This window comes from Candidatus Allofontibacter sp. (assembly GCF_040404065.1).
Lineage (GTDB): Bacteria > Pseudomonadota > Alphaproteobacteria > Pelagibacterales > Pelagibacteraceae > Fontibacterium.
The window spans coordinates 938,646-955,743 of the sequence record NZ_JBBAJM010000001.1 but is presented as its reverse complement, the minus strand read 5'-3'; the positions used below and the strand labels follow the sequence as shown (position 1 = coordinate 955,743).

Annotated in this window: 18 protein-coding genes and 1 tRNA gene; 10 read left to right on the top strand and 9 right to left on the bottom strand. The window is 32.2% G+C overall.

Annotated features, from left to right (window positions below):
* Positions 1 to 7 precede the first annotated feature (7 nt).
* The 6 genes from AC8IG9_RS05185 to AC8IG9_RS05160 form a co-directional block, all read right to left on the bottom strand.
* Positions 8 to 82 (bottom strand) — tRNA-Arg (locus AC8IG9_RS05185).
* Positions 83 to 143: 61 nt separating this feature from the next.
* Positions 144 to 596 (bottom strand): molybdopterin synthase catalytic subunit, encoded by a 453-nt coding sequence (locus AC8IG9_RS05180; protein WP_507425738.1) that lies wholly within the window; start codon positions 594 to 596, stop codon positions 144 to 146.
* Positions 596 to 865 (bottom strand): MoaD/ThiS family protein, encoded by a 270-nt coding sequence (locus AC8IG9_RS05175; RefSeq protein ID WP_507425737.1) that lies wholly within the window; start codon positions 863 to 865, stop codon positions 596 to 598. The genes AC8IG9_RS05180 and AC8IG9_RS05175 overlap by 1 nt, the downstream gene beginning before the upstream one ends.
* A 26-nt stretch (positions 866 to 891) precedes the next feature.
* Positions 892 to 1,437 (bottom strand): cyclic pyranopterin monophosphate synthase MoaC, encoded by a 546-nt coding sequence (moaC, locus tag AC8IG9_RS05170; RefSeq protein WP_507425736.1) that lies wholly within the window; start codon positions 1,435 to 1,437, stop codon positions 892 to 894.
* Positions 1,437 to 2,426 (bottom strand): GTP 3',8-cyclase MoaA, encoded by a 990-nt coding sequence (gene moaA / locus AC8IG9_RS05165; protein ID WP_507425735.1) that lies wholly within the window; start codon positions 2,424 to 2,426, stop codon positions 1,437 to 1,439. The genes moaC and moaA overlap by 1 nt, the downstream gene beginning before the upstream one ends.
* A gap of 34 nt (positions 2,427 to 2,460) precedes the next feature.
* On the bottom strand, positions 2,461 to 3,198 hold the full coding sequence (locus tag AC8IG9_RS05160) for a TSUP family transporter (protein WP_507425734.1): 738 nt from the start codon (positions 3,196 to 3,198) through the stop codon (positions 2,461 to 2,463).
* A 34-nt stretch (positions 3,199 to 3,232) separates the two neighbouring features.
* On the opposite strand from AC8IG9_RS05160, the gene AC8IG9_RS05155 reads away from it, so the two are divergent.
* A complete protein-coding gene (locus AC8IG9_RS05155; RefSeq protein WP_507425733.1) occupies positions 3,233 to 3,757 on the top strand; it encodes a molybdenum cofactor synthesis domain-containing protein in 525 nt (174 codons plus the stop codon).
* 2 nt (positions 3,758 to 3,759) lie between these two features.
* On the opposite strand, the gene AC8IG9_RS05150 is transcribed toward AC8IG9_RS05155, so the two are convergent.
* Together AC8IG9_RS05150 and mobA are read right to left on the bottom strand one after the other, a co-directional pair.
* Positions 3,760 to 5,007, bottom strand: a complete 1,248-nt coding sequence (locus AC8IG9_RS05150; RefSeq protein WP_507425732.1) for a molybdopterin molybdotransferase MoeA — start codon at positions 5,005 to 5,007, stop codon at positions 3,760 to 3,762.
* The gene (gene mobA, locus AC8IG9_RS05145; RefSeq protein WP_507425731.1) at positions 5,000 to 5,614 is read right to left on the bottom strand and encodes a molybdenum cofactor guanylyltransferase; all 615 of its coding nucleotides are present in this window, start codon (positions 5,612 to 5,614) and stop codon (positions 5,000 to 5,002) included. Before mobA ends, AC8IG9_RS05150 begins: the two co-directional genes overlap by 8 nt.
* 43 nt (positions 5,615 to 5,657) lie before the next feature.
* Here mobA and AC8IG9_RS05140 point away from each other — a divergent pair, with 43 nt between their 5' ends.
* The 4 genes from AC8IG9_RS05140 to fdhF are packed head-to-tail and all read left to right on the top strand — an operon-like array spanning position 5,658 to position 11,351.
* The gene (locus AC8IG9_RS05140) at positions 5,658 to 6,056 is read left to right on the top strand and encodes an iron-sulfur cluster assembly scaffold protein (protein WP_507425730.1); all 399 of its coding nucleotides are present in this window, start codon (positions 5,658 to 5,660) and stop codon (positions 6,054 to 6,056) included.
* Positions 6,057 to 6,073: 17 nt separating this feature from the next.
* Positions 6,074 to 6,916 carry a formate dehydrogenase accessory sulfurtransferase FdhD gene (gene fdhD, locus AC8IG9_RS05135; protein ID WP_507425729.1) on the top strand — a complete coding sequence of 281 codons (843 nt, stop codon included), beginning with the start codon at positions 6,074 to 6,076 and terminating at the stop codon, positions 6,914 to 6,916.
* A 16-nt stretch (positions 6,917 to 6,932) separates the two neighbouring features.
* On the top strand, positions 6,933 to 8,582 hold the full coding sequence (locus tag AC8IG9_RS05130; RefSeq protein WP_507425728.1) for an NADH-ubiquinone oxidoreductase-F iron-sulfur binding region domain-containing protein: 1,650 nt from the start codon (positions 6,933 to 6,935) through the stop codon (positions 8,580 to 8,582).
* A gap of 3 nt (positions 8,583 to 8,585) precedes the next feature.
* The gene (gene fdhF / locus AC8IG9_RS05125) at positions 8,586 to 11,351 is read left to right on the top strand and encodes a formate dehydrogenase subunit alpha (protein ID WP_507425727.1); all 2,766 of its coding nucleotides are present in this window, start codon (positions 8,586 to 8,588) and stop codon (positions 11,349 to 11,351) included.
* A gap of 11 nt (positions 11,352 to 11,362) precedes the next feature.
* Here fdhF and AC8IG9_RS05120 read toward each other — a convergent pair whose 3' ends face one another.
* Complete coding sequence (locus AC8IG9_RS05120) at positions 11,363 to 11,857, bottom strand: HPP family protein (RefSeq protein WP_507425726.1); 495 nt, start codon at positions 11,855 to 11,857, stop codon at positions 11,363 to 11,365.
* 161 nt (positions 11,858 to 12,018) lie between these two features.
* On the opposite strand from AC8IG9_RS05120, the gene AC8IG9_RS05115 reads away from it, so the two are divergent.
* The 5 genes from AC8IG9_RS05115 to AC8IG9_RS05095 all read left to right on the top strand — a co-directional run bounded on the left by AC8IG9_RS05115 (position 12,019) and on the right by AC8IG9_RS05095 (position 17,091).
* Positions 12,019 to 13,368 (top strand): ABC transporter substrate-binding protein, encoded by a 1,350-nt coding sequence (locus tag AC8IG9_RS05115; RefSeq protein WP_507425725.1) that lies wholly within the window; start codon positions 12,019 to 12,021, stop codon positions 13,366 to 13,368.
* 115 nt (positions 13,369 to 13,483) lie between these two features.
* On the top strand, positions 13,484 to 14,314 hold the full coding sequence (locus AC8IG9_RS05110; protein ID WP_507425724.1) for an ABC transporter ATP-binding protein: 831 nt from the start codon (positions 13,484 to 13,486) through the stop codon (positions 14,312 to 14,314).
* 46 nt (positions 14,315 to 14,360) lie between these two features.
* Positions 14,361 to 15,158, top strand: coding sequence for an ABC transporter ATP-binding protein (locus AC8IG9_RS05105; protein WP_507425908.1), 798 nt, complete (start codon positions 14,361 to 14,363; stop codon positions 15,156 to 15,158).
* The gene (locus tag AC8IG9_RS05100) at positions 15,151 to 16,056 is read left to right on the top strand and encodes a branched-chain amino acid ABC transporter permease (protein WP_507425723.1); all 906 of its coding nucleotides are present in this window, start codon (positions 15,151 to 15,153) and stop codon (positions 16,054 to 16,056) included. Before AC8IG9_RS05105 ends, AC8IG9_RS05100 begins: the two co-directional genes overlap by 8 nt.
* Before the next feature lie 3 nt (positions 16,057 to 16,059).
* Positions 16,060 to 17,091, top strand: coding sequence for a branched-chain amino acid ABC transporter permease (locus AC8IG9_RS05095; protein WP_507425722.1), 1,032 nt, complete (start codon positions 16,060 to 16,062; stop codon positions 17,089 to 17,091).
* Positions 17,092 to 17,098 lie beyond the last annotated feature (7 nt).

Below are 17,098 nucleotides of genomic sequence, written 5' to 3'. Positions count from 1 at the left end.
GTAATTTTGGTGGTCTTGCTAGGACTTGAACCTAGAACTCTAGTTTCGAAGACTAGGATGATATCCATTTCACTACAAGACCGTGAATGTGATTTATACTCTTCCTTAAATTTTAATTCTATCCTTTTTAGCTATTGCCTAGACTATTTAATCTTTACTGAAGTTCCTTTAAGCCATTCAGATTTTTGATTTTTATAATATTCTTTTTTCCAAATAGGCGCTCTAATTTTTATTTGTTCAATAAGATATCTAGATAATTGATAAGCCTCAGATCTGTGCTTACAAGATACTGCAATAATAATAGAAGGCTTGCCTAATGATACATAGCCTTTAGCATGCTCGACGAATACTTTTGCTTTTTTTAACTTAAATTTTTTTATTCCCTCAGCGTATATTTTTTTAAATGTTTTAATCACTAATCTATCGAATGCATCATAGGTAATACCGGTAACATTTTTATTATTGTTATTTTTTCTAATGTTACCTACAAAAAAAATACAAGCTCCTGCGTCAAAATCTTTGATGAATTTTTCTGCTCTTAATAAGCTAATTCTTTTTTTTGTTTTTTTTTTATCAATAATTGCAGCGTGAAACATTAACCTCCTCCAATAGGTGGAATAATTGAAATAGTTTTTTCTTTATTTAATGTGTAAGCATCATTTACTATCTCATCTCTTTCTGAGCAAAAAGCTGATTTTTTAATAAGATCTTTGTAAGCTTTATTACCAGAATATTTTTCTTCTATAATCTCAATTAATTTATTTCTTATATTTTTAACTTTTGTATTTTTATCAAAGTTAATTTGCAAAACTTCAGTGCGAAAAATATCCTTACAATTACCAAATAATTTTATTTTGATTTTCATATTTGCAATAACTTAACTTAAGTCTTTTAAAATAAATCCTGCAAAAATTCTGGCAAGCCATTAGGATTTATCCAGGTTCCTGATTTTCCACCCTGCTTAATTAACAAACGAATGCCATCAATTTTAAGATCGGGGTTTACAATTTTGCATAAATCGTAAATTGTAATTAACGCTGCATTTACACCCATGATCGCCTCCATCTCAACGCCAGTCTTAGCGAATGCTGCAACAACACAATAAGCTTCAAGTGAAAAGTCGTCAGCGTTTTGAATAATTTTTGTTGAACTATGATCAATACTCAGCGGATGACAAAGAGGAATAATTTCACTAGTTTTTTTTACCCCAAGTAGTGATGCTATTTCTGCTAAAGAAATTGGATCTCCTTTTGGCATTTGTTTGTTTTGAATTAATTTAAAAGTTTTTTCACCAACATAAATTTTACCCATAGCCAAAGCTCTTCGGTGGGTATTTTGTTTTTGCGACACATCCACCATGTGGAAATTATTGCTCGTAAAGATTTCTTTTGCCCAATCTTTTAAAATGTTTGTGTCTATGATTTTGAGATTTTTCATTATCCTCCAATAGATGCTAAATGTGGGGTAATTCCGGTATTGCCTAATTCTAAATAATGAGATTCTTTTTTGAAATTTAATTGTGCATTAATTAGATCTTTAAGTTGAGGAATCTGTTCGTCATTTTGCAATAGTGCTCTAAGAGATATTCCAGTATCTCCAAATAGGCACAATCTTAAATCGCCTTGAGCTGTAATTCTTAAACGATTGCAGCTTTTGCAAAAGTCTTTTGAATAGGGAGCTATAATTCCAAATCTTCCTTTAAAATCTTTATGAATATAATTTTTGGAAGGACCCGCATCAAAACCTCCGGTTTGATGTATCCATTCTTTTTTTAATAAATAATCTCTAAATACATTAGCGGACACATGATATTTTTTAAAATAATCTAAATTATCTCCTGTTTGCATTAGTTCAATGTATCGAAAATCTATTTGATTTGATTTTACAAATTGCATCCAGCTATCAAAATCTTGCTCACTATCATTAACGCCTTTAAGTAAAACAGCATTCACTTTTATATTTTTAAAGTTCAAATCTTGCAATTCTTTAAGGCCAATTAAGATGTCCTCTAGCTTATCCATGCCAGTAATGAATTTGAATTTTTCTCTATCCAAACTATCAACACTTATATTGATACCGTTAACTTTTGCATTAACAACAGATTTTGCAATATGTTTTAAATTATAACCGTTAGTAGTGAAAACAACTTTGTTAATTCCGGGTAAGGATTTTAAATTTTCTATAATCTCAATAAAATCTTTTCTAACTGTAGGCTCACCTCCTGTTAGTCTAATTTTACAAACTCCAAGCTCTGACAAAGCTTTGCCAATTCTTTTTATCTCATCAAGGCTTAAAAATTCTTTTTTGTTATTTGGTTTTTGATAACCATTTGGCAAACAGTATCCGCATTTAAAATTACAAACGTCCGTAATAGAAATTCTAAAATACGGAAAGCTTCTGCCAAAGTTATCTTTTAAATGAGCCATTAATTATTCATTACAATCTATAATAATAAGATAGTCAAAATATTTTTAAACCTAAACTTAGTGCTACAAAAATAACTAAAATAGAAGTTAAAAGTGCAAGAATATGAGACTTTAATATTTTTATATTAAAAAAGTTTCCAAGTTGACCACCAAGCAATGCAGCTAAAAGCAAATAAAAATACGGCTGGAGCTGTAAAAGATTATCTAATTTTTGAATTTGTCCTAAAAAACCTGAAATAGAATTTATTAAGATAAATAAAGATGCAGCAATAGCAATCTGTTTAGGTTGAGCTGCTTTTAAATTAAACAGAATAGGGGATAGTATAATTCCACCACCAATACCTACAACACCAGACACAAAACCAATTCCAGCTCCAATTATAACTGCTACAAAAAAAGGAATTTTTTTTATAATTTGATTTTTTAATTTATATTGGCTCGCTTGCAGTAATAGTAGAAGTCCACTTATCATTAGGCAAAAGAATAATAAAATTTGGAAAAATTCTTTTGTAATTTGGAATTTTCCGCCAATATAAGCTAAAGGGATGGAACCTAAAAAATAAGGAGTTAAATATTTTATATTTAAATTTCCAGCTCTTATATAATTAAAACAATTTCCTGTTACGACAATAATATTGCAAGCCAATCCTATTATTGGAATAAATAAATATTCCACGTCAAAAATAGTTAACAATGCTAAATAGGAAGTACCTCCACCAAAACCGACGCTAGCATAAATAATTGCGATTACAAAAAAAAGTATGGGTAGCATATTTTTAATCTATATGTTTTAATATGGTAAATTTATGAAAACCGATAGTACAAAAAAATTTATACCCGTTAACATTGCCGTCTTAACCGTTTCTGATACCAGAGATGAATCGACTGATACATCAGGCAATATTTTAGTAAATAAAATTAAAGAATTGGGTCATTCAGTCGTTAGTAAAAAAATTTTAAAGGACGATAAAGAGCAAATTAAAAAAACTATTCTTACATGGTGTGATGACGCAGTTGATATAATTATTAGTACAGGCGGAACAGGATTAACAGGAAGAGACATAACAATTGAAGCTTTAGATGAGATTAAAGATAAAGACATTCCTGGATTTGGTGAAATATTTAGAATGCTTAGTTACAAAACAATCGGCACCTCTACTATTCAATCGCGAGCACAAGGAATTATATGTAAAGGAAAATATATATTTGCTTTGCCGGGGTCTTCTGGCGCTGTAACGGATGCTTGGGAGGGAATTTTAAAATTTCAATTAGATTCTCGTTTTCAACCTTGTAACTTCATCAATATTATTCCTCGTCTAAAAGAAAAATAATACTAAATTTCGTTTGGGTGATTAGGGGAAAAACAGTCAATCATTTCACCTTTTTTAAAGCCAGATTTACCAGCCGGAAATACTGCCCAAATATTAGAGTGTACGAAAGATTTTATTCTAAAAGATTCTTGCCCCTTCAAAACTTCCAGTTCCAGTTTACCACTATTTGTTCCATTTAATTTAGCTTTGATAAACTGAGTCATATGTTTTTTTTTGTTAAAACTATTCTTCAAAACTGCTTTTATTGGTTTTTCATTTTGAACACCTAAAATATTCATCATGTAGGGATGAACAAAAAATCTATAACATGCCGCAGTCGATAGAGGATTACCCGGTAATCCAAAGAGTGCCTTTTGTTTCCCCTGAATCTTTGCAAATAACACAGGCTTACCAGGTCGGATGGCCACACCTTTAAAATAATTAGAAAGTTTAAAAGTTTTGATAACACTTGGAATAAAATCAAATTTACCAGCAGAAACCGCTCCCGATGTAACAATCATATCTATCTTTGATTTAAGCATTTTTTTTATCTGATTTTTAAAAATTGTCTCATGATTATCTTTTAAGATTCCGCCATTAATAAAATTGAATAAAAAATTATTGTTTAATGATTTGATATAAGGGCCGTTTGAATTTCTGACTTTCCAGGCCGGAATATTTTCGTTATCTGAAATTTCGTTACCTGTTGAAAAAAATAATATGTTAGGTTTTTTTTTTACTTTAATCTTTTTGATTCCTAAAGTTTTTAAAGCCAAAATGTGATTTGGTTGAATAATTGTTCCTTTTTTAATAATTAAATCATTTTTCTTATAATCCGATCCTAAGAATCTTACATGTTGGTGTTTGTTAATTTTTTTATCGACTACAATATATTTAGGCTGTTCTTTGTTTGGATAGAAAATGATTTGTTCTATTGGAATAATAGTGTCGAAACCTTTTGGTACAATTCCACCCGTCATAATTTCTACTGTATCAAATTTTTTAATACGTTTAGTGATAGGTTTAGTTCCTGCAATCATAGAGCCGATAATTTTAAATTTTTGAGGGGATGTTTTGTTAAGATAACGACTGTCTTTAGAATTAATAGCAAAACCATCAAAGGCCGCGTTGTCTCCAGCCGGGTAATTAGTATTTGAAAAAATATTTGAAGATAAAACTCTATTTAAACTATTCGCGCTATCAATAAATTCACCTGAAATTTTAATGGGTGCTTTCTTTAAAATTTGTTGTGAGCGTAAATAACTAATCATTATTTCTTATCAATTCTTTCGCTTTTTCTAAATCTTGTTTAGTATTGATATTAAAAAAAGGATCATTATCTTTAAATTCCATATTAATTGTTTTAACTCCAACGTTATTAGCCCAAACTTCTACCTTTCGCTCTCCCTTCTTCATTACATCATCCTCCAGTCTTTTTAATAGCTCTACGGACCATAGCCCAAATATATTATGTCTTTTGTCGTTGGATTTTATAAAAAAAAGTTTGCTGTCTTTATAGTTAATATTTTTTATAAAATCATGTAGGTTTTTCTTTTTAAAAAAAGGCGTGTCAGAAGGAAAGGTAGAAATCCATTTATAGTTTTTGTTATTTTCTTTGATCCATTTCATAGCAGTCAAAACACCTCCTAAAGGTCCTAAATCTTTTTTATAATCTTCAATTTTAGTAACTTTTTTGGAATTTAAAAACTTAATGTCGTTATTTGAAATAATTAGAATTTCATTAAATTGATCTAGGATCTCTGAGAGTATGTAATCGATTAATATTTTATCTCCTAACTTAACTTGAGATTTATCCTGACCAAATCTTTTCGATTGGCCTCCCGCTAGCACAACTCCTAAAATGCTGTTATAGTCCATTAGTCTAAATATAAATCATTAAAATACCAATTAAAGATATATAATGGATTTGAAAATTTTGGAAATTGCTTCCCATACAGAAAATAAAAAAGCACTTAACAATCCTACCCATTCATCAAAAAACAGAAATCGGATTTGTGGAGATGAAATGGAAATTAGTTTAATTGTAAAAAAAGGTACAATTGAGGACATGGCATACCAATGCAATTCTTGTGTCTATTGTCAGGCTTCGGTGAGTTTACTTTCAAGAATAATCAGACATAGAAATATTGATGAATTTAAAGACTTTTTTAATGCCGCTGGAAATATGTTTAATGATGATAAATTAGATCTAAATAAAAACTGGAAAGAATTCTCTGAAATATTTGATAAAAAAAATATAGCTAGAAAAGAATGTTTACTTCTTCCTTTGAGAACAGTTTTAAAAGCACTTGAAATATAAATGACTAGAATAATTAAATGAATTTTAAATACAAAGTTTTAAAGTTTAAATCTAATCAATTTGAAAATGTTGAAGATTTAATCTCTATAGAAGAGCCATTAGAAATTTCAATAAAATATCAAGATCAAGATAAGTGGGTTAATCAAATTTTATCAATTACCATGAGAACACCCGGCTATGATGAAGATTTAGTGAGAGGATTTTTATTTAATGAACAGATTGTTCAAAATATTAGTCATATTGAATCTATTAAAAGTTTTGGAGATAAAGTAGGACAATACAAAATTCAAAATAAAATATTAGCCACTTTAAACAATTCTCAAAATGTTAATATCACTAAAATTAAAAGAGATTTTTTAACCAATTCATCATGTGGAGTTTGTGGAAAATCTTCTCTAGACGCTTTAGAAATAATTAAAAAAGACCAAACTTCATTAACAGAACCAAAGTTAACGAAAGAAGTTATTATTCAATCTCCAGAAATTTTGAAAAAAAATCAGTCAGAATTTTCTAAAACAGGTGGTATTCATGCAAGTGGATTATTTTCAAGTAATGGTAAATTAATAGCAATAAGCGAAGATGTTGGCAGACATAATGCCCTAGATAAATTGGTGGGTAATATTTTAAAGAATAAACTTCTTAATCCTAAAGAACAATTTATCACTTGTTCTGGGCGTTTAAATTTCGAACTTGTGCAAAAAGTTTTAATGACGAACATTGGAATCATGATTGGTGTGGGGGCGCCAACAAGTCTCGCTATTGATTTAGCAAGTAAATTTAATATGACTTTGATTGGTTTCGTAAAAAAAGACAGTTTTAATGTCTATACCAATAATCAAAAAGTAATTATAAAAGCATAATTATATAAAAAAATTCATGTCAAAAAATATTAGTAATTTATCTGGTAAAGTAGGTTTAAAGCACAACCTCTTTCAGAAAATTTCAGACAACGTTCTAAAGAATCATCCAAAAGATAATAAAGAGATAGCAAATGAATATAATCTGGGCGTTTCGACTGTTTATGGAGCAGAAAGCTTCTATGAATTTTTAAGACCCTCACATCGTGAAAAGAAAGCTTTTGTTTGTAATGGAAGCGCATGCATGTGCGCAGGTACTCAAGATAAACTAAAGCAAACTCTAAAAGCAAAACTAGGCGAGGATAAAGTAGGCTCAATGTTTTGTTTAGGTTATTGTTATGAAAACAATGCATTTCATTACAACGGTGAAAATTATGCCGGAAAAGATATAGAAAAAATCGATCAAATTTTAAAAGGCGAAAAAATTAAACAAGATAAATTCTTTTCAAAAAGTTATGCGACGACAAGTTTTTTAATGGATGACAAGTTATCTTCTATTAAACAAGTTAAAGAACAATTAACTAAATTTCTTAAAACAGATAAAAAAGAAATAATTAAATCAATATTAGATTCTAATCTTACAGGTAGAGGTGGAGCAGGTTTCCCCACCGGAATGAAATGGGATTTTTGCAGCAGAGAAAAAGTAAAAAAGAAATATGTTATCTGTAATGCTGACGAAGGTGACTCAGGAGCATTCTCTGACAGATATTTATTAGAAGATCAACCACTTAAAGTTTTGTTTGCCATGATAATTTGTGGCTATGTGATCGGAGGCGATGAAGGAGTTTTGTATATTAGAGGTGAATATCCAAAATCAATTGAAGCAATTAATGGATGTATCAATGAATTAAAAAAAGCAGGATTGCTTGGAGAAAATATTTTAGGAACAGGTTTTTCTTTTGATATTTATATTTGTATTGGGCAAGGAGCATATATTTGCGGTGAAGAAACAGCATTGATTGCATCTATTGAAGGCAGACGCGCTGAAGTAGATGTTAGACCTCCATTCCCAGTCACTGAAGGGTTATATAAAAAACCAACAGTAGTGAATAATGTTGAAACATTAGCTGCGGTCACTGGAATTTTAATTAATGGTGCTGATAAATTTGCAGCTATTGGAAATAAAAAATCTGCTGGCACAAAATTAGTTTGTCTAGATAGTTTTTTTAAAAATCCTGGAGTTTATGAAATTGATATGGGCACATCGATGAAAAAAATATTTAATGAAATCGGCGGAGGATATAAAGAGCCCGTTAAAGCTTTTCAAATTGGAGGTCCTTTAGGTGGTGTTGTTCCTTTAAGCGAAATTGATAATTTAAATTTAGATTTTCAAGAATTTAGTGCCAAGGGTTTTATGTTAGGACATGCTAGCGTTGTAAGCATTCCTAAAGATTTTCCAATGGTAGAATACATTCATCACTTATTTGAATTTTCAGCAGAAGAATCATGCGGTAAATGTTTCCCTGGAAGACTCGGGTCATACAGAGGCAAAGAAATGTTTGATCAAGTTAAGAATAAAACAGCTAAAATACCTCTAAAATTGTTAAACGATCTGTTAGTAACTATGCAAAAAGGATGTTTATGTGCGCTTTGTGGAGCAATACCTACTCCCATTATGAATATTCTAAAGTACTTTTCTAACGAAATGAAAAATGATATTTCTGCTTAAACAATGAGCTCAGAAAAAAGAAAAATAGCTTATATCGATGGAAAGCCTTACGAAATTGGCGATCATCACACTTCTATTCTAAAATTTGTTAAAGGCTATTTAGGTGACGATAAAGTACCAACGCTTTGCGATGATCCTAATTTAGCGCCTTATGGTGCATGTAGAGTTTGCTCTGTTGAAGTTGCCTTAGTGAAAGACGGTCCTACTAGAATTGTTGCTTCTTGTCATACTCCAGTAGTTGAACATCAGCACATCTTTACTAATAATGAAAATTTAACAAGTCTTAGAAAAAATATTGTTGAACTTGTTTTAACAGATCATCCAATGACTTGCGGAACTTGCGAAGTGAACAATAATTGCGAACTTCAAAAAGTTGCCAATGATTTAGGAATTTCAGATCATAGATATAATAATCCAAAACAACACAAAGGTATTCCAAAAGATACTTCTCATGCGTACATGAGGATGAATTTAGATCACTGTATTAATTGTGGAAGATGCGTAAGAGCCTGCGATGAAATTCAAGGTTCATTTGTTTTGACTATGAGTGGCCGCGGTTTTGAATCAAGAATTACTACAGACAATGATATGTTGTTTGGCGACTCTTCATGTGTTTCATGCGGAGCATGTGCACACACTTGCCCAACTGATGCAATTTCAGATATTTTTAAATCTAAGTCAGCTGATGTAGATAAAAAAGTTAGAACGACTTGTTCATATTGCGGTGTTGGATGTAATCTTGAAGCTTCAATTAAAGATAACAAAGTAGTGTCAATCGATACTCCTAAAGAAACAGAAGTAAACGCCGGACACACTTGTGTTAAAGGAAGATATGCTTTTGGTTTTTATGATCATCCAGACAGATTAAGAACCCCATTAATAAAAAGAAATGGAAAATTTGAAAAAGCTTCTTGGGATGAAGCTTATGATTTTATTAAAAAAGAATTAAATCGAATTATTAAAGAATACGGACCAGATGCAATAGCTGGAATTTCTTCTGCAAGATGTACTAATGAAGAAAATTATTTATTCCAAAAAATGATTAGAGCTGTTGTTGGTACTAACAGCGTTGATTGTTGTGCTCGAATTTGTCACTCACCAACAGCATGGGGTATGCAACAAACGTTTGGAATGGGTGCTGCTACTAATTCTACAGACGATATTTATCACGCAGATTTATTTTTAGTGATTGGCGCAAATCCAACTACGGCTCACCCAGTAACTGGAGCTAAAATTAAACAACAAGTAATGAAGGGTAAAAAATTAATTGTTTTAGATCCTATAACTACTGAACTTGCTAAACTTGCAGATTACCACATCAAATTAAGACCAGGAACGAATGTAGCCGTGCTAAACATGATGCTTCACTTTATTATCAAAGCTAAATTGTATAACGCGGACTTTGTTCGAGACAGAACTGAAGGTTTTGAAAAATTTATTAAAGAAATTGAAAGACAAGACGTTGATCAATTAGCAAAAATTGCTGGAGTAGACAAAGAGATGGTCAAAGAAGCAGCCATTGCTTATGCCACTGCAAAAAATTCTATGGAGTTTCATGGTTTGGGAGTTACAGAACATGAACAAGGTTCAAAAACAGTAATGTTAATTGCTGATCTTGCAATGATCACAGGAAATATTGGAAGAAAAGGCGTTGGTGTAAATCCTTTAAGAGGACAAAATAACGTTCAAGGAGCTGCCGACATGGGATGTCAACCACATCAAGGAGCTGGTTATTTCAATGTTGCAGATGAAAAAAATCAAAAATACTACAGTGAAAAATACGGAGTTACTCATCCGACTAAACCTGGTTTAAAAATTCCTGAAATGTTTGATGCTGCAATTAACAAACAGTTAAAAGCAGTTTGGATTATTGGTGAAGACATTGTTCAAACAGACCCTGATAGTTCTCACGTTATTAAGGCCATGAACTCACTAGAGTTTTTAGTTGTTCAAGAAATATTTATGAGCGAAACTGCAAAACTTGCAACGGTAGTGTTACCGGGAACTACTTTCTTAGAAAAAGATGGGACTTTCACAAATACAGAAAGAAGAATTCAAAGAGTAAATAGAGCAGCTCCTCCTTTACCAGGAACTAAACCAGACGGAGTCATCGTTGCAGAAATGATGCAAAAATTAGGTTTCAATCAAGCAAGCTATGATGCGGATCAAGTATTAAAAGAAATTGCAGATGTAGTTCCTTTCTTTAAAGGCGTTACTAGAGAAAGACTTGGTGAATTTGGTTTGCAATGGCCTGTGGATGCAGATGGAACTGATACTAAAATTTTATACAAAGAAACTTTCAAGCTTGGAAAAGGCCAGCTTAAAAATTTCGATTGGAAAGAGTCTACTGAGATAACAAATAATCAAAAAGAATATCCATTAATTCTGACTACAAGTCGTGCGTTACAACATTATAATTGTGGTACAATGACTAGAAGAACGAACAACATTGATCTAATGGACGAAGATATTCTTTTAATCCATCCAAAAGATGCAGCTCAAAGAGATTTAATTACCGGAGATTTTGGAAGATTATATTCTGGAAGAGGAAAAGTTGATCTTAAAGTAGAAGTAACGGACAAAGTTAAAGAAGGAATTGTATTTACTACTTTCCACTTCCCTGAGCATATGGTGAACATGGTTACGGGTCATGGTAAAGATGAAGAAACTATGTGCGCAGAATATAAAGTTTCTTCAGTTGAAATTAAAAAGATCTCAAATCGTTTTGAACAAAATGAGCCAAAAGAACATCAAGTTCAAGTTAAATAACTATAAAAATTTTATTTACTCCAACTAACTGGGTAATTCTTTTTTAAAATAAATCTATTTAAGATAATTGCGTAAACTATAATTATTATAGATCCTAAAATAATAGGGTTTAATAAAAAGTTATAAGAAGCTCCACCAAGAATTATAAATATAGGATTGCCACCAGCTGGAGGATGAGTAATTCCTAGCAATATCATTACAAATATTCCAAGTCCCACAGCAACAGCAATTTGTAGAAATAAATAATGCTGATCTATAGGAAAAAAATTTAAAGCTAATACACCAACTAATGAAGTAAAAAAATGACCGAAAAAAACATTTTTAGGTTGGGAAAATGGACTTTCAGGATATCCAAAAACCAACACCATAGACGCTCCAAACGACCCAACAAGAAATAAACCAAAAGGAGTCTTAAAACTTAAAAATGATAGTGTACCGATTGTTAGAATTGAAAAAATTTTAGCAGTTATAGCTCTTTTAAAATTTTCTTTTATTGTCTTAATCATTCTGCCAATTCTTTTATCATTAACCCTTAATTTTATTTAGCTATTTTAAACTACACTTATAAGTTGAATGATAAGTGTCCCCAACTCCTACATAATAATTGAATTGAATGTGTTTTTTTTTGTGAATATAATTCTTTCATTAAACAATAAGGGGATAATCAATGATTAAAGAATATCTAAAAAAAGTAGTTTCGATTTTTGCATCGGCAACTTTTTTTATAACAATGATTTTGCCAGGAAATTTATTAGCTGCTGAGACGCAGTACTTTCCTGTGCCAAGTAGTCGAGTGGGTCCGTACTCAGCAATGGGTACTGGTTACTACGGCGCACAAATTGACTATATGAATTACGTTAATGCTAACGGCGGCGTAAATGGAGTTATGCTGACATGGCAAGAGTGCGAAACAGAATATAACGCAGCAAAAACTGTAGAGTGCTACCAAAGACTTATGACAAAAGACGGTCAGAAAATGGTAGTGTTCGATACACTTGGAACTCCAGGAGCATACGCAGTTATTAATCGTATGGCAGAGGACAAGGTTGTTCTAGCTCAATATGGATACGGAAGAACAGACGCTGCTGACGGCAGAGTTTGGCCTTGGGTATTTAATGCTGCAAGCAGCTACTGGTCGCAAATCGCAGTTAAATTAAGATGGATGGCAGAACTAGAAGGCGGTGGTCCTGAAAAATTAAAAGGCAAAAAAATAGTTCACCTTCACATTGACACTGCATACGGACGTGAACCACTTCCAACAATGAGAAGACTTGCTAAAGAATGGGGATTTACCTTAGTAGAAATTGCTATTGCCCCTCCAGGATTAGAGCAACAATCTCAGTGGTTACAAATCAGACAAGAAAAGCCTGATTGGGTAACTTTTTGGGGCGCTGGTTCTGGAATGAATTCAACAGCTATGACAAATGCTGCTAGAATTAATTTTCCAAGAACAAAAATGATGTACGTTACTTTCGGTGGAGCCGAGGAGGATATGATTCCTGCTGGTGAATCTGCTAATGGAACTTACGTTGTTTCAAATGCGCTTCCTGGAAAAAATTATCCTTTAATCAAAGGAATTCAGGAAAAAGTTTATAAAGCTGGAAAAGGAAATTTAGCTGATCCAAATCGTGTTGGCACTGCCTATTATAATAGAGGTTTAGGTGCTTCTATTTTGTGGGTTGAAGCATTGAGAAATGCTCAAAAAATGCACAATAAAGTTGGAAAAGCAGTTACCTCTGAAGAGTTTAGAGCTGGATATGAAGCTATAAACATGACCGATGCTAGAATGCAAGAAATTGGCATCGCTGGAATGTTAGCTCCATTCGCTCTTTCTTGTTCTCAACATGAGGGCGCAGGAAGATTTGCTTTAATGCAATGGGACTCTAAAACTCAGGCTTTCAAGAAAGTTAAGGACTGGACAGGATCTAACGATCCTAAAGCTATAAGAGCTCAAATCGAAGAGTCAGCTGCTAAGTATGCTGAGGAGAATAAAATTACACCTAAAAAGTGTAGTTAAGCCTTAAATTAATAAATTTAATTTGGGGGGTGTGAATTATTTTAAGGACTCAAAATAGTTTACACTCCCCATTTTAATATCTAAATTGCTCAAGAAAAAATAATACAGAATTTTAATGGGGACAAATTCTAAAAATATATTAGAAGTCAAAAACATAGAGGTAGTCTATGACAATGTTATCTTAGGACTTCACAATGTTTCACTTAATGTCCCACGAGGAAAAATAGTAGCTTTACTAGGAGCTAACGGTGCAGGAAAAAGCACAACTTTAAAATCAATTTCAACAATGCTTGCTTCTGAAAGAGGTAAAGTTACAAAGGGTTCAATTAATTACGACGGCAACGTAATTGAAAATCAAACGCCATCTGAGATGGTTAAGCTTGGAATGGTTCAGGTTCTTGAAGGTAGAAGATGTTTTGGACATTTAACAGTTGAAGAGAATATTATTGCTGGAGCATATTCAAGAAAATTATCAAGAGGTGATTTAAATCAAGAGCTTGAAAAAATTTATAGTTATTTCAAAAGATTAAAAGAAAGAAGAAAAAGCCAAGCAGGTTTTACATCAGGTGGCGAACAACAAATGGTAGCTGTTGCAAGAGCAATGATGACAAAACCAAAAATGCTTTTGTTAGACGAGCCATCTATGGGTTTAGCACCTCAGTTAGTTGCAGAAATATTTAATATTGTAAAAATGTTAAATGAAAAAGAGGGAGTTAGCATTTTATTAGCTGAACAAAATACAAATATCGCTCTTAAAAATTCTGACTACGGATACATTATTGAAACAGGAAAAGTAATGTTAGAAGGATCAGCAAAAAGTTTATTAGGTGATGATAAGGTAAAAGAATTGTATTTAGGAATTTCTAAAGGGAAAAGACTAAATTTCAGGGATGCTATTATGGATAATGAAAAAAAAATAAATAATGGCAATAAAGAAAAAAAGTAAGAAAAAAATTAGTAAAAAGATTAATAAAAAAAGTAAGAAAAAAATTATGACACAAAGACGAAAATTTGAAATTGGAAAACCTATTTTAGAACTAAAGAATATTTCTTTAAGTTTTGGTGGCGTTAAAGCTATTACTAATATTTCTTTTAACGTTTTGGAGCACGAAATAAGAGCTCTTATCGGACCAAATGGGGCCGGAAAAAGCTCATTACTTAACTGTATTAATGGAATTTATAAGCCACAAGAGGGAAAAATATTATTTAAAGGAGAAGTGTTAGATAAAATTACTCCTAATATTATAGCTAAAAAAGGAGTTTCAAGAACTTTTCAAAACCTTGCTCTTTTTAAAAGAATGTCTGTGTTAGACAATATTTTAGTGGGCAGAAAACTTCATTCAAAAGCTAACTTTCTTGAAGTGGCATTTCAGCTACCTAGAGCAGTAAGAGAAGAGAAGCAAAATACAGCAAAGTGTGAAGAAATTATTAAATTCTTAGAAATTGAAAATATTAAAAATACTCCTGTCGGCAAACTTCCTTACGGTCTGCAAAAAAAAGTTGAATTAGGTCGTGCGCTTGCAACGGAAGCTAATGTGTTGTTGTTAGATGAACCGATGGCTGGGATGAACGTTGAAGAAAAAAGAGATATGTGCAGATTTATTTTAAAAGTGAATGATGAGCTTGGAACAACTATAGTTCTAATTGAACACGACATGGGAGTTGTTATGGATATTTCTGATAGAGTTGTAGTTCTTGACTATGGAAAGATCATTGGTGATGATGTACCAGATAAAGTTAGGTCTAACAAAAAAGTTATAGATGCTTATTTAGGAGTTGCCCATGACTGATTCAATTTTATTCTTTTTCGAAGTACTTGTTGGTGGATTGTTATCAGGAACGATGTATTCGTTAGTGGCTCTTGGTTTCGTTCTTATTTACAAAGCATCTTCGACATTTAATTTCGCACAAGGTGCCATGGTGTTTTTTGCCGTACTTTCATTTTGTGGATTTATGGAATACGGAATGCCATTTGCTGTTGCCTTTTTTGCAGTTGTTCTTTTAATGATATTAGTTGGTTTGCTGACTGAAAGATTAGTGCTTCGTCCATTAATGAATCAAAGTGAAGATACAGTTTTAATGGCAACTATTGGTCTTGGATTTGTTCTTGAGGGACTTGCTCAAGCAAAATGGGGTGTTGAAGTTAGAAAATTAAGTTTAGGAGTTGGAGATTTCCCTCTTCCGTGGATTGCTGATAATTTAAAATTATTTATTAGTGCGCTTGATATAACAGCAGGCCTAGTTGCCTTTGGTATGATTGCTCTTCTTACACTCTTATTTAAATATACAAAGATTGGTCTTGGATTAAGAGCCGTTGCAGATGATCCCGGAGCAGCAAGCTCAATTGGAATTCCTTTAAAGCATATCATGCTACTAGTTTGGTCTGCAGCAGGAGTAGTTGCTTTAGTTGCTGGAATGATGTGGGGCGCGAGAGCAGGTGTTCAATTTGCTCTTATTGAATTGGCGTTAAAAGCATTACCAGTTCTAATTATTGGAGGATTTTCATCAATTCCTGGAGCAATTGTTGGTGGCTTACTTGTGGGTGCTGTTGAAAAAATCTTAGAAGTTTATATTGGACCTTTCTTTAAAGGCGGAATCGAAGCTTGGGCACCATATATGTTATCAATATTATTCTTACTTTATAGACCAGAAGGTTTATTTGGAGAAAAAATAATTAGGAGAGTTTAATTTATGAAACCTGTTTTTATGAGATATACAAAAGCTGACATTATAAATTTTGTTGTTTTACTAGTGATAGGATTTTTAGTGATACCTAATGTTATCACAAATGATTATTGGTACACTTCCATTTTAATACCTTGGCTTTGTTTAACCGTTGCAGCCTTGGGTCAAAATATTGTGATGGGGTATACCGGGCAATTATCTTTAGGCGCAGCAGGCTTCATGTGCGCAGGAGCCTATGCTTGTTACAATATAATGCTTCGAATACATGGTATGCCATTCTTAGGAGCTTTACTTTTATCAGGATTAATAGCGGCATGTCTGGGTCTTATATTTGGATTGCCGAGTCTTAGAATTAGAGGAATTTATTTAATGGTTGCAACTTTGGCATCACAGTTTTTTATTGTTTGGGTTATAGATAAATTCGGTTGGTTTAAGAACTATGACCTTTCTGGCGCAACTACTTTTCAAAAAATATATATAAATGGAGTGGCCTTTACTAATGGATACATGATGTATCTTTTAGTTGCAGCAATCGTGGTTATCATAATCTTACTTGCAATTAATATGGCTCGGGGAGCTACTGGTAGAAACTGGATGGCGGTTAGAGATATGGACATAGCTGCAGAGTCTATGGGTGTTTCGCTTTTAAAAACGAAGCTACAAGCTTTTGCGATTAATGCTTTTTTATGCGGTATAGCAGGGGCTCTTTATACTTATACGTATCTAAAAACTGTTGAACCGTTTGCAGCCTTTAATATCAGTCTATCTTTTAAAATTATGTTTATGGCGATCATTGGGGGACTTGGAACAATTTCCGGAGCTTTTATTGGCGCCGCATTTATTTTACTTTTCCCAGTTGTCTTAAATGTTTTTGGTAATAACGTGTTTCACGGCGCAATTGATGCAACGATCATATCGGCTATAGAACAAATTGTATTTGGTTCATTAATTATTATTCTCATGATTTATGAACCACTTGGATTTTCAAAATTGTGGGAAACTATAAAACAAAAATTAAGCCCAAAGAAATCTAATTAAAAAATAG

Excerpts from the sequence above, each read along its gene's own strand:
- AC8IG9_RS05180 (WP_507425738.1), bottom strand. The coding sequence starts at position 596 with ATGTTTCACGCTGCAATTATTGATAAAAAAAAAACAAAAAAAAGAATT.
- AC8IG9_RS05175 (WP_507425737.1), bottom strand. The coding sequence starts at position 865 with ATGAAAATCAAAATAAAATTATTTGGTAATTGTAAGGATATTTTTCGC.
- moaC (WP_507425736.1), bottom strand. The coding sequence starts at position 1,437 with ATGAAAAATCTCAAAATCATAGACACAAACATTTTAAAAGATTGGGCA.
- moaA (WP_507425735.1), bottom strand. The coding sequence starts at position 2,426 with ATGGCTCATTTAAAAGATAACTTTGGCAGAAGCTTTCCGTATTTTAGA.
- AC8IG9_RS05160 (WP_507425734.1), bottom strand. The coding sequence starts at position 3,198 with ATGCTACCCATACTTTTTTTTGTAATCGCAATTATTTATGCTAGCGTC.
- AC8IG9_RS05155 (WP_507425733.1), top strand. The coding sequence starts at position 3,233 with ATGAAAACCGATAGTACAAAAAAATTTATACCCGTTAACATTGCCGTC.
- AC8IG9_RS05150 (WP_507425732.1), bottom strand. The coding sequence starts at position 5,007 with ATGATTAGTTATTTACGCTCACAACAAATTTTAAAGAAAGCACCCATT.
- mobA (WP_507425731.1), bottom strand. The coding sequence starts at position 5,614 with ATGGACTATAACAGCATTTTAGGAGTTGTGCTAGCGGGAGGCCAATCG.
- AC8IG9_RS05140 (WP_507425730.1), top strand. The coding sequence starts at position 5,658 with ATGGATTTGAAAATTTTGGAAATTGCTTCCCATACAGAAAATAAAAAA.
- fdhD (WP_507425729.1), top strand. The coding sequence starts at position 6,074 with ATGAATTTTAAATACAAAGTTTTAAAGTTTAAATCTAATCAATTTGAA.
- AC8IG9_RS05130 (WP_507425728.1), top strand. The coding sequence starts at position 6,933 with ATGTCAAAAAATATTAGTAATTTATCTGGTAAAGTAGGTTTAAAGCAC.
- fdhF (WP_507425727.1), top strand. The coding sequence starts at position 8,586 with ATGAGCTCAGAAAAAAGAAAAATAGCTTATATCGATGGAAAGCCTTAC.
- AC8IG9_RS05120 (WP_507425726.1), bottom strand. The coding sequence starts at position 11,857 with ATGATTAAGACAATAAAAGAAAATTTTAAAAGAGCTATAACTGCTAAA.
- AC8IG9_RS05115 (WP_507425725.1), top strand. The coding sequence starts at position 12,019 with ATGATTAAAGAATATCTAAAAAAAGTAGTTTCGATTTTTGCATCGGCA.
- AC8IG9_RS05110 (WP_507425724.1), top strand. The coding sequence starts at position 13,484 with ATGGGGACAAATTCTAAAAATATATTAGAAGTCAAAAACATAGAGGTA.
- AC8IG9_RS05105 (WP_507425908.1), top strand. The coding sequence starts at position 14,361 with ATGACACAAAGACGAAAATTTGAAATTGGAAAACCTATTTTAGAACTA.
- AC8IG9_RS05100 (WP_507425723.1), top strand. The coding sequence starts at position 15,151 with ATGACTGATTCAATTTTATTCTTTTTCGAAGTACTTGTTGGTGGATTG.
- AC8IG9_RS05095 (WP_507425722.1), top strand. The coding sequence starts at position 16,060 with ATGAAACCTGTTTTTATGAGATATACAAAAGCTGACATTATAAATTTT.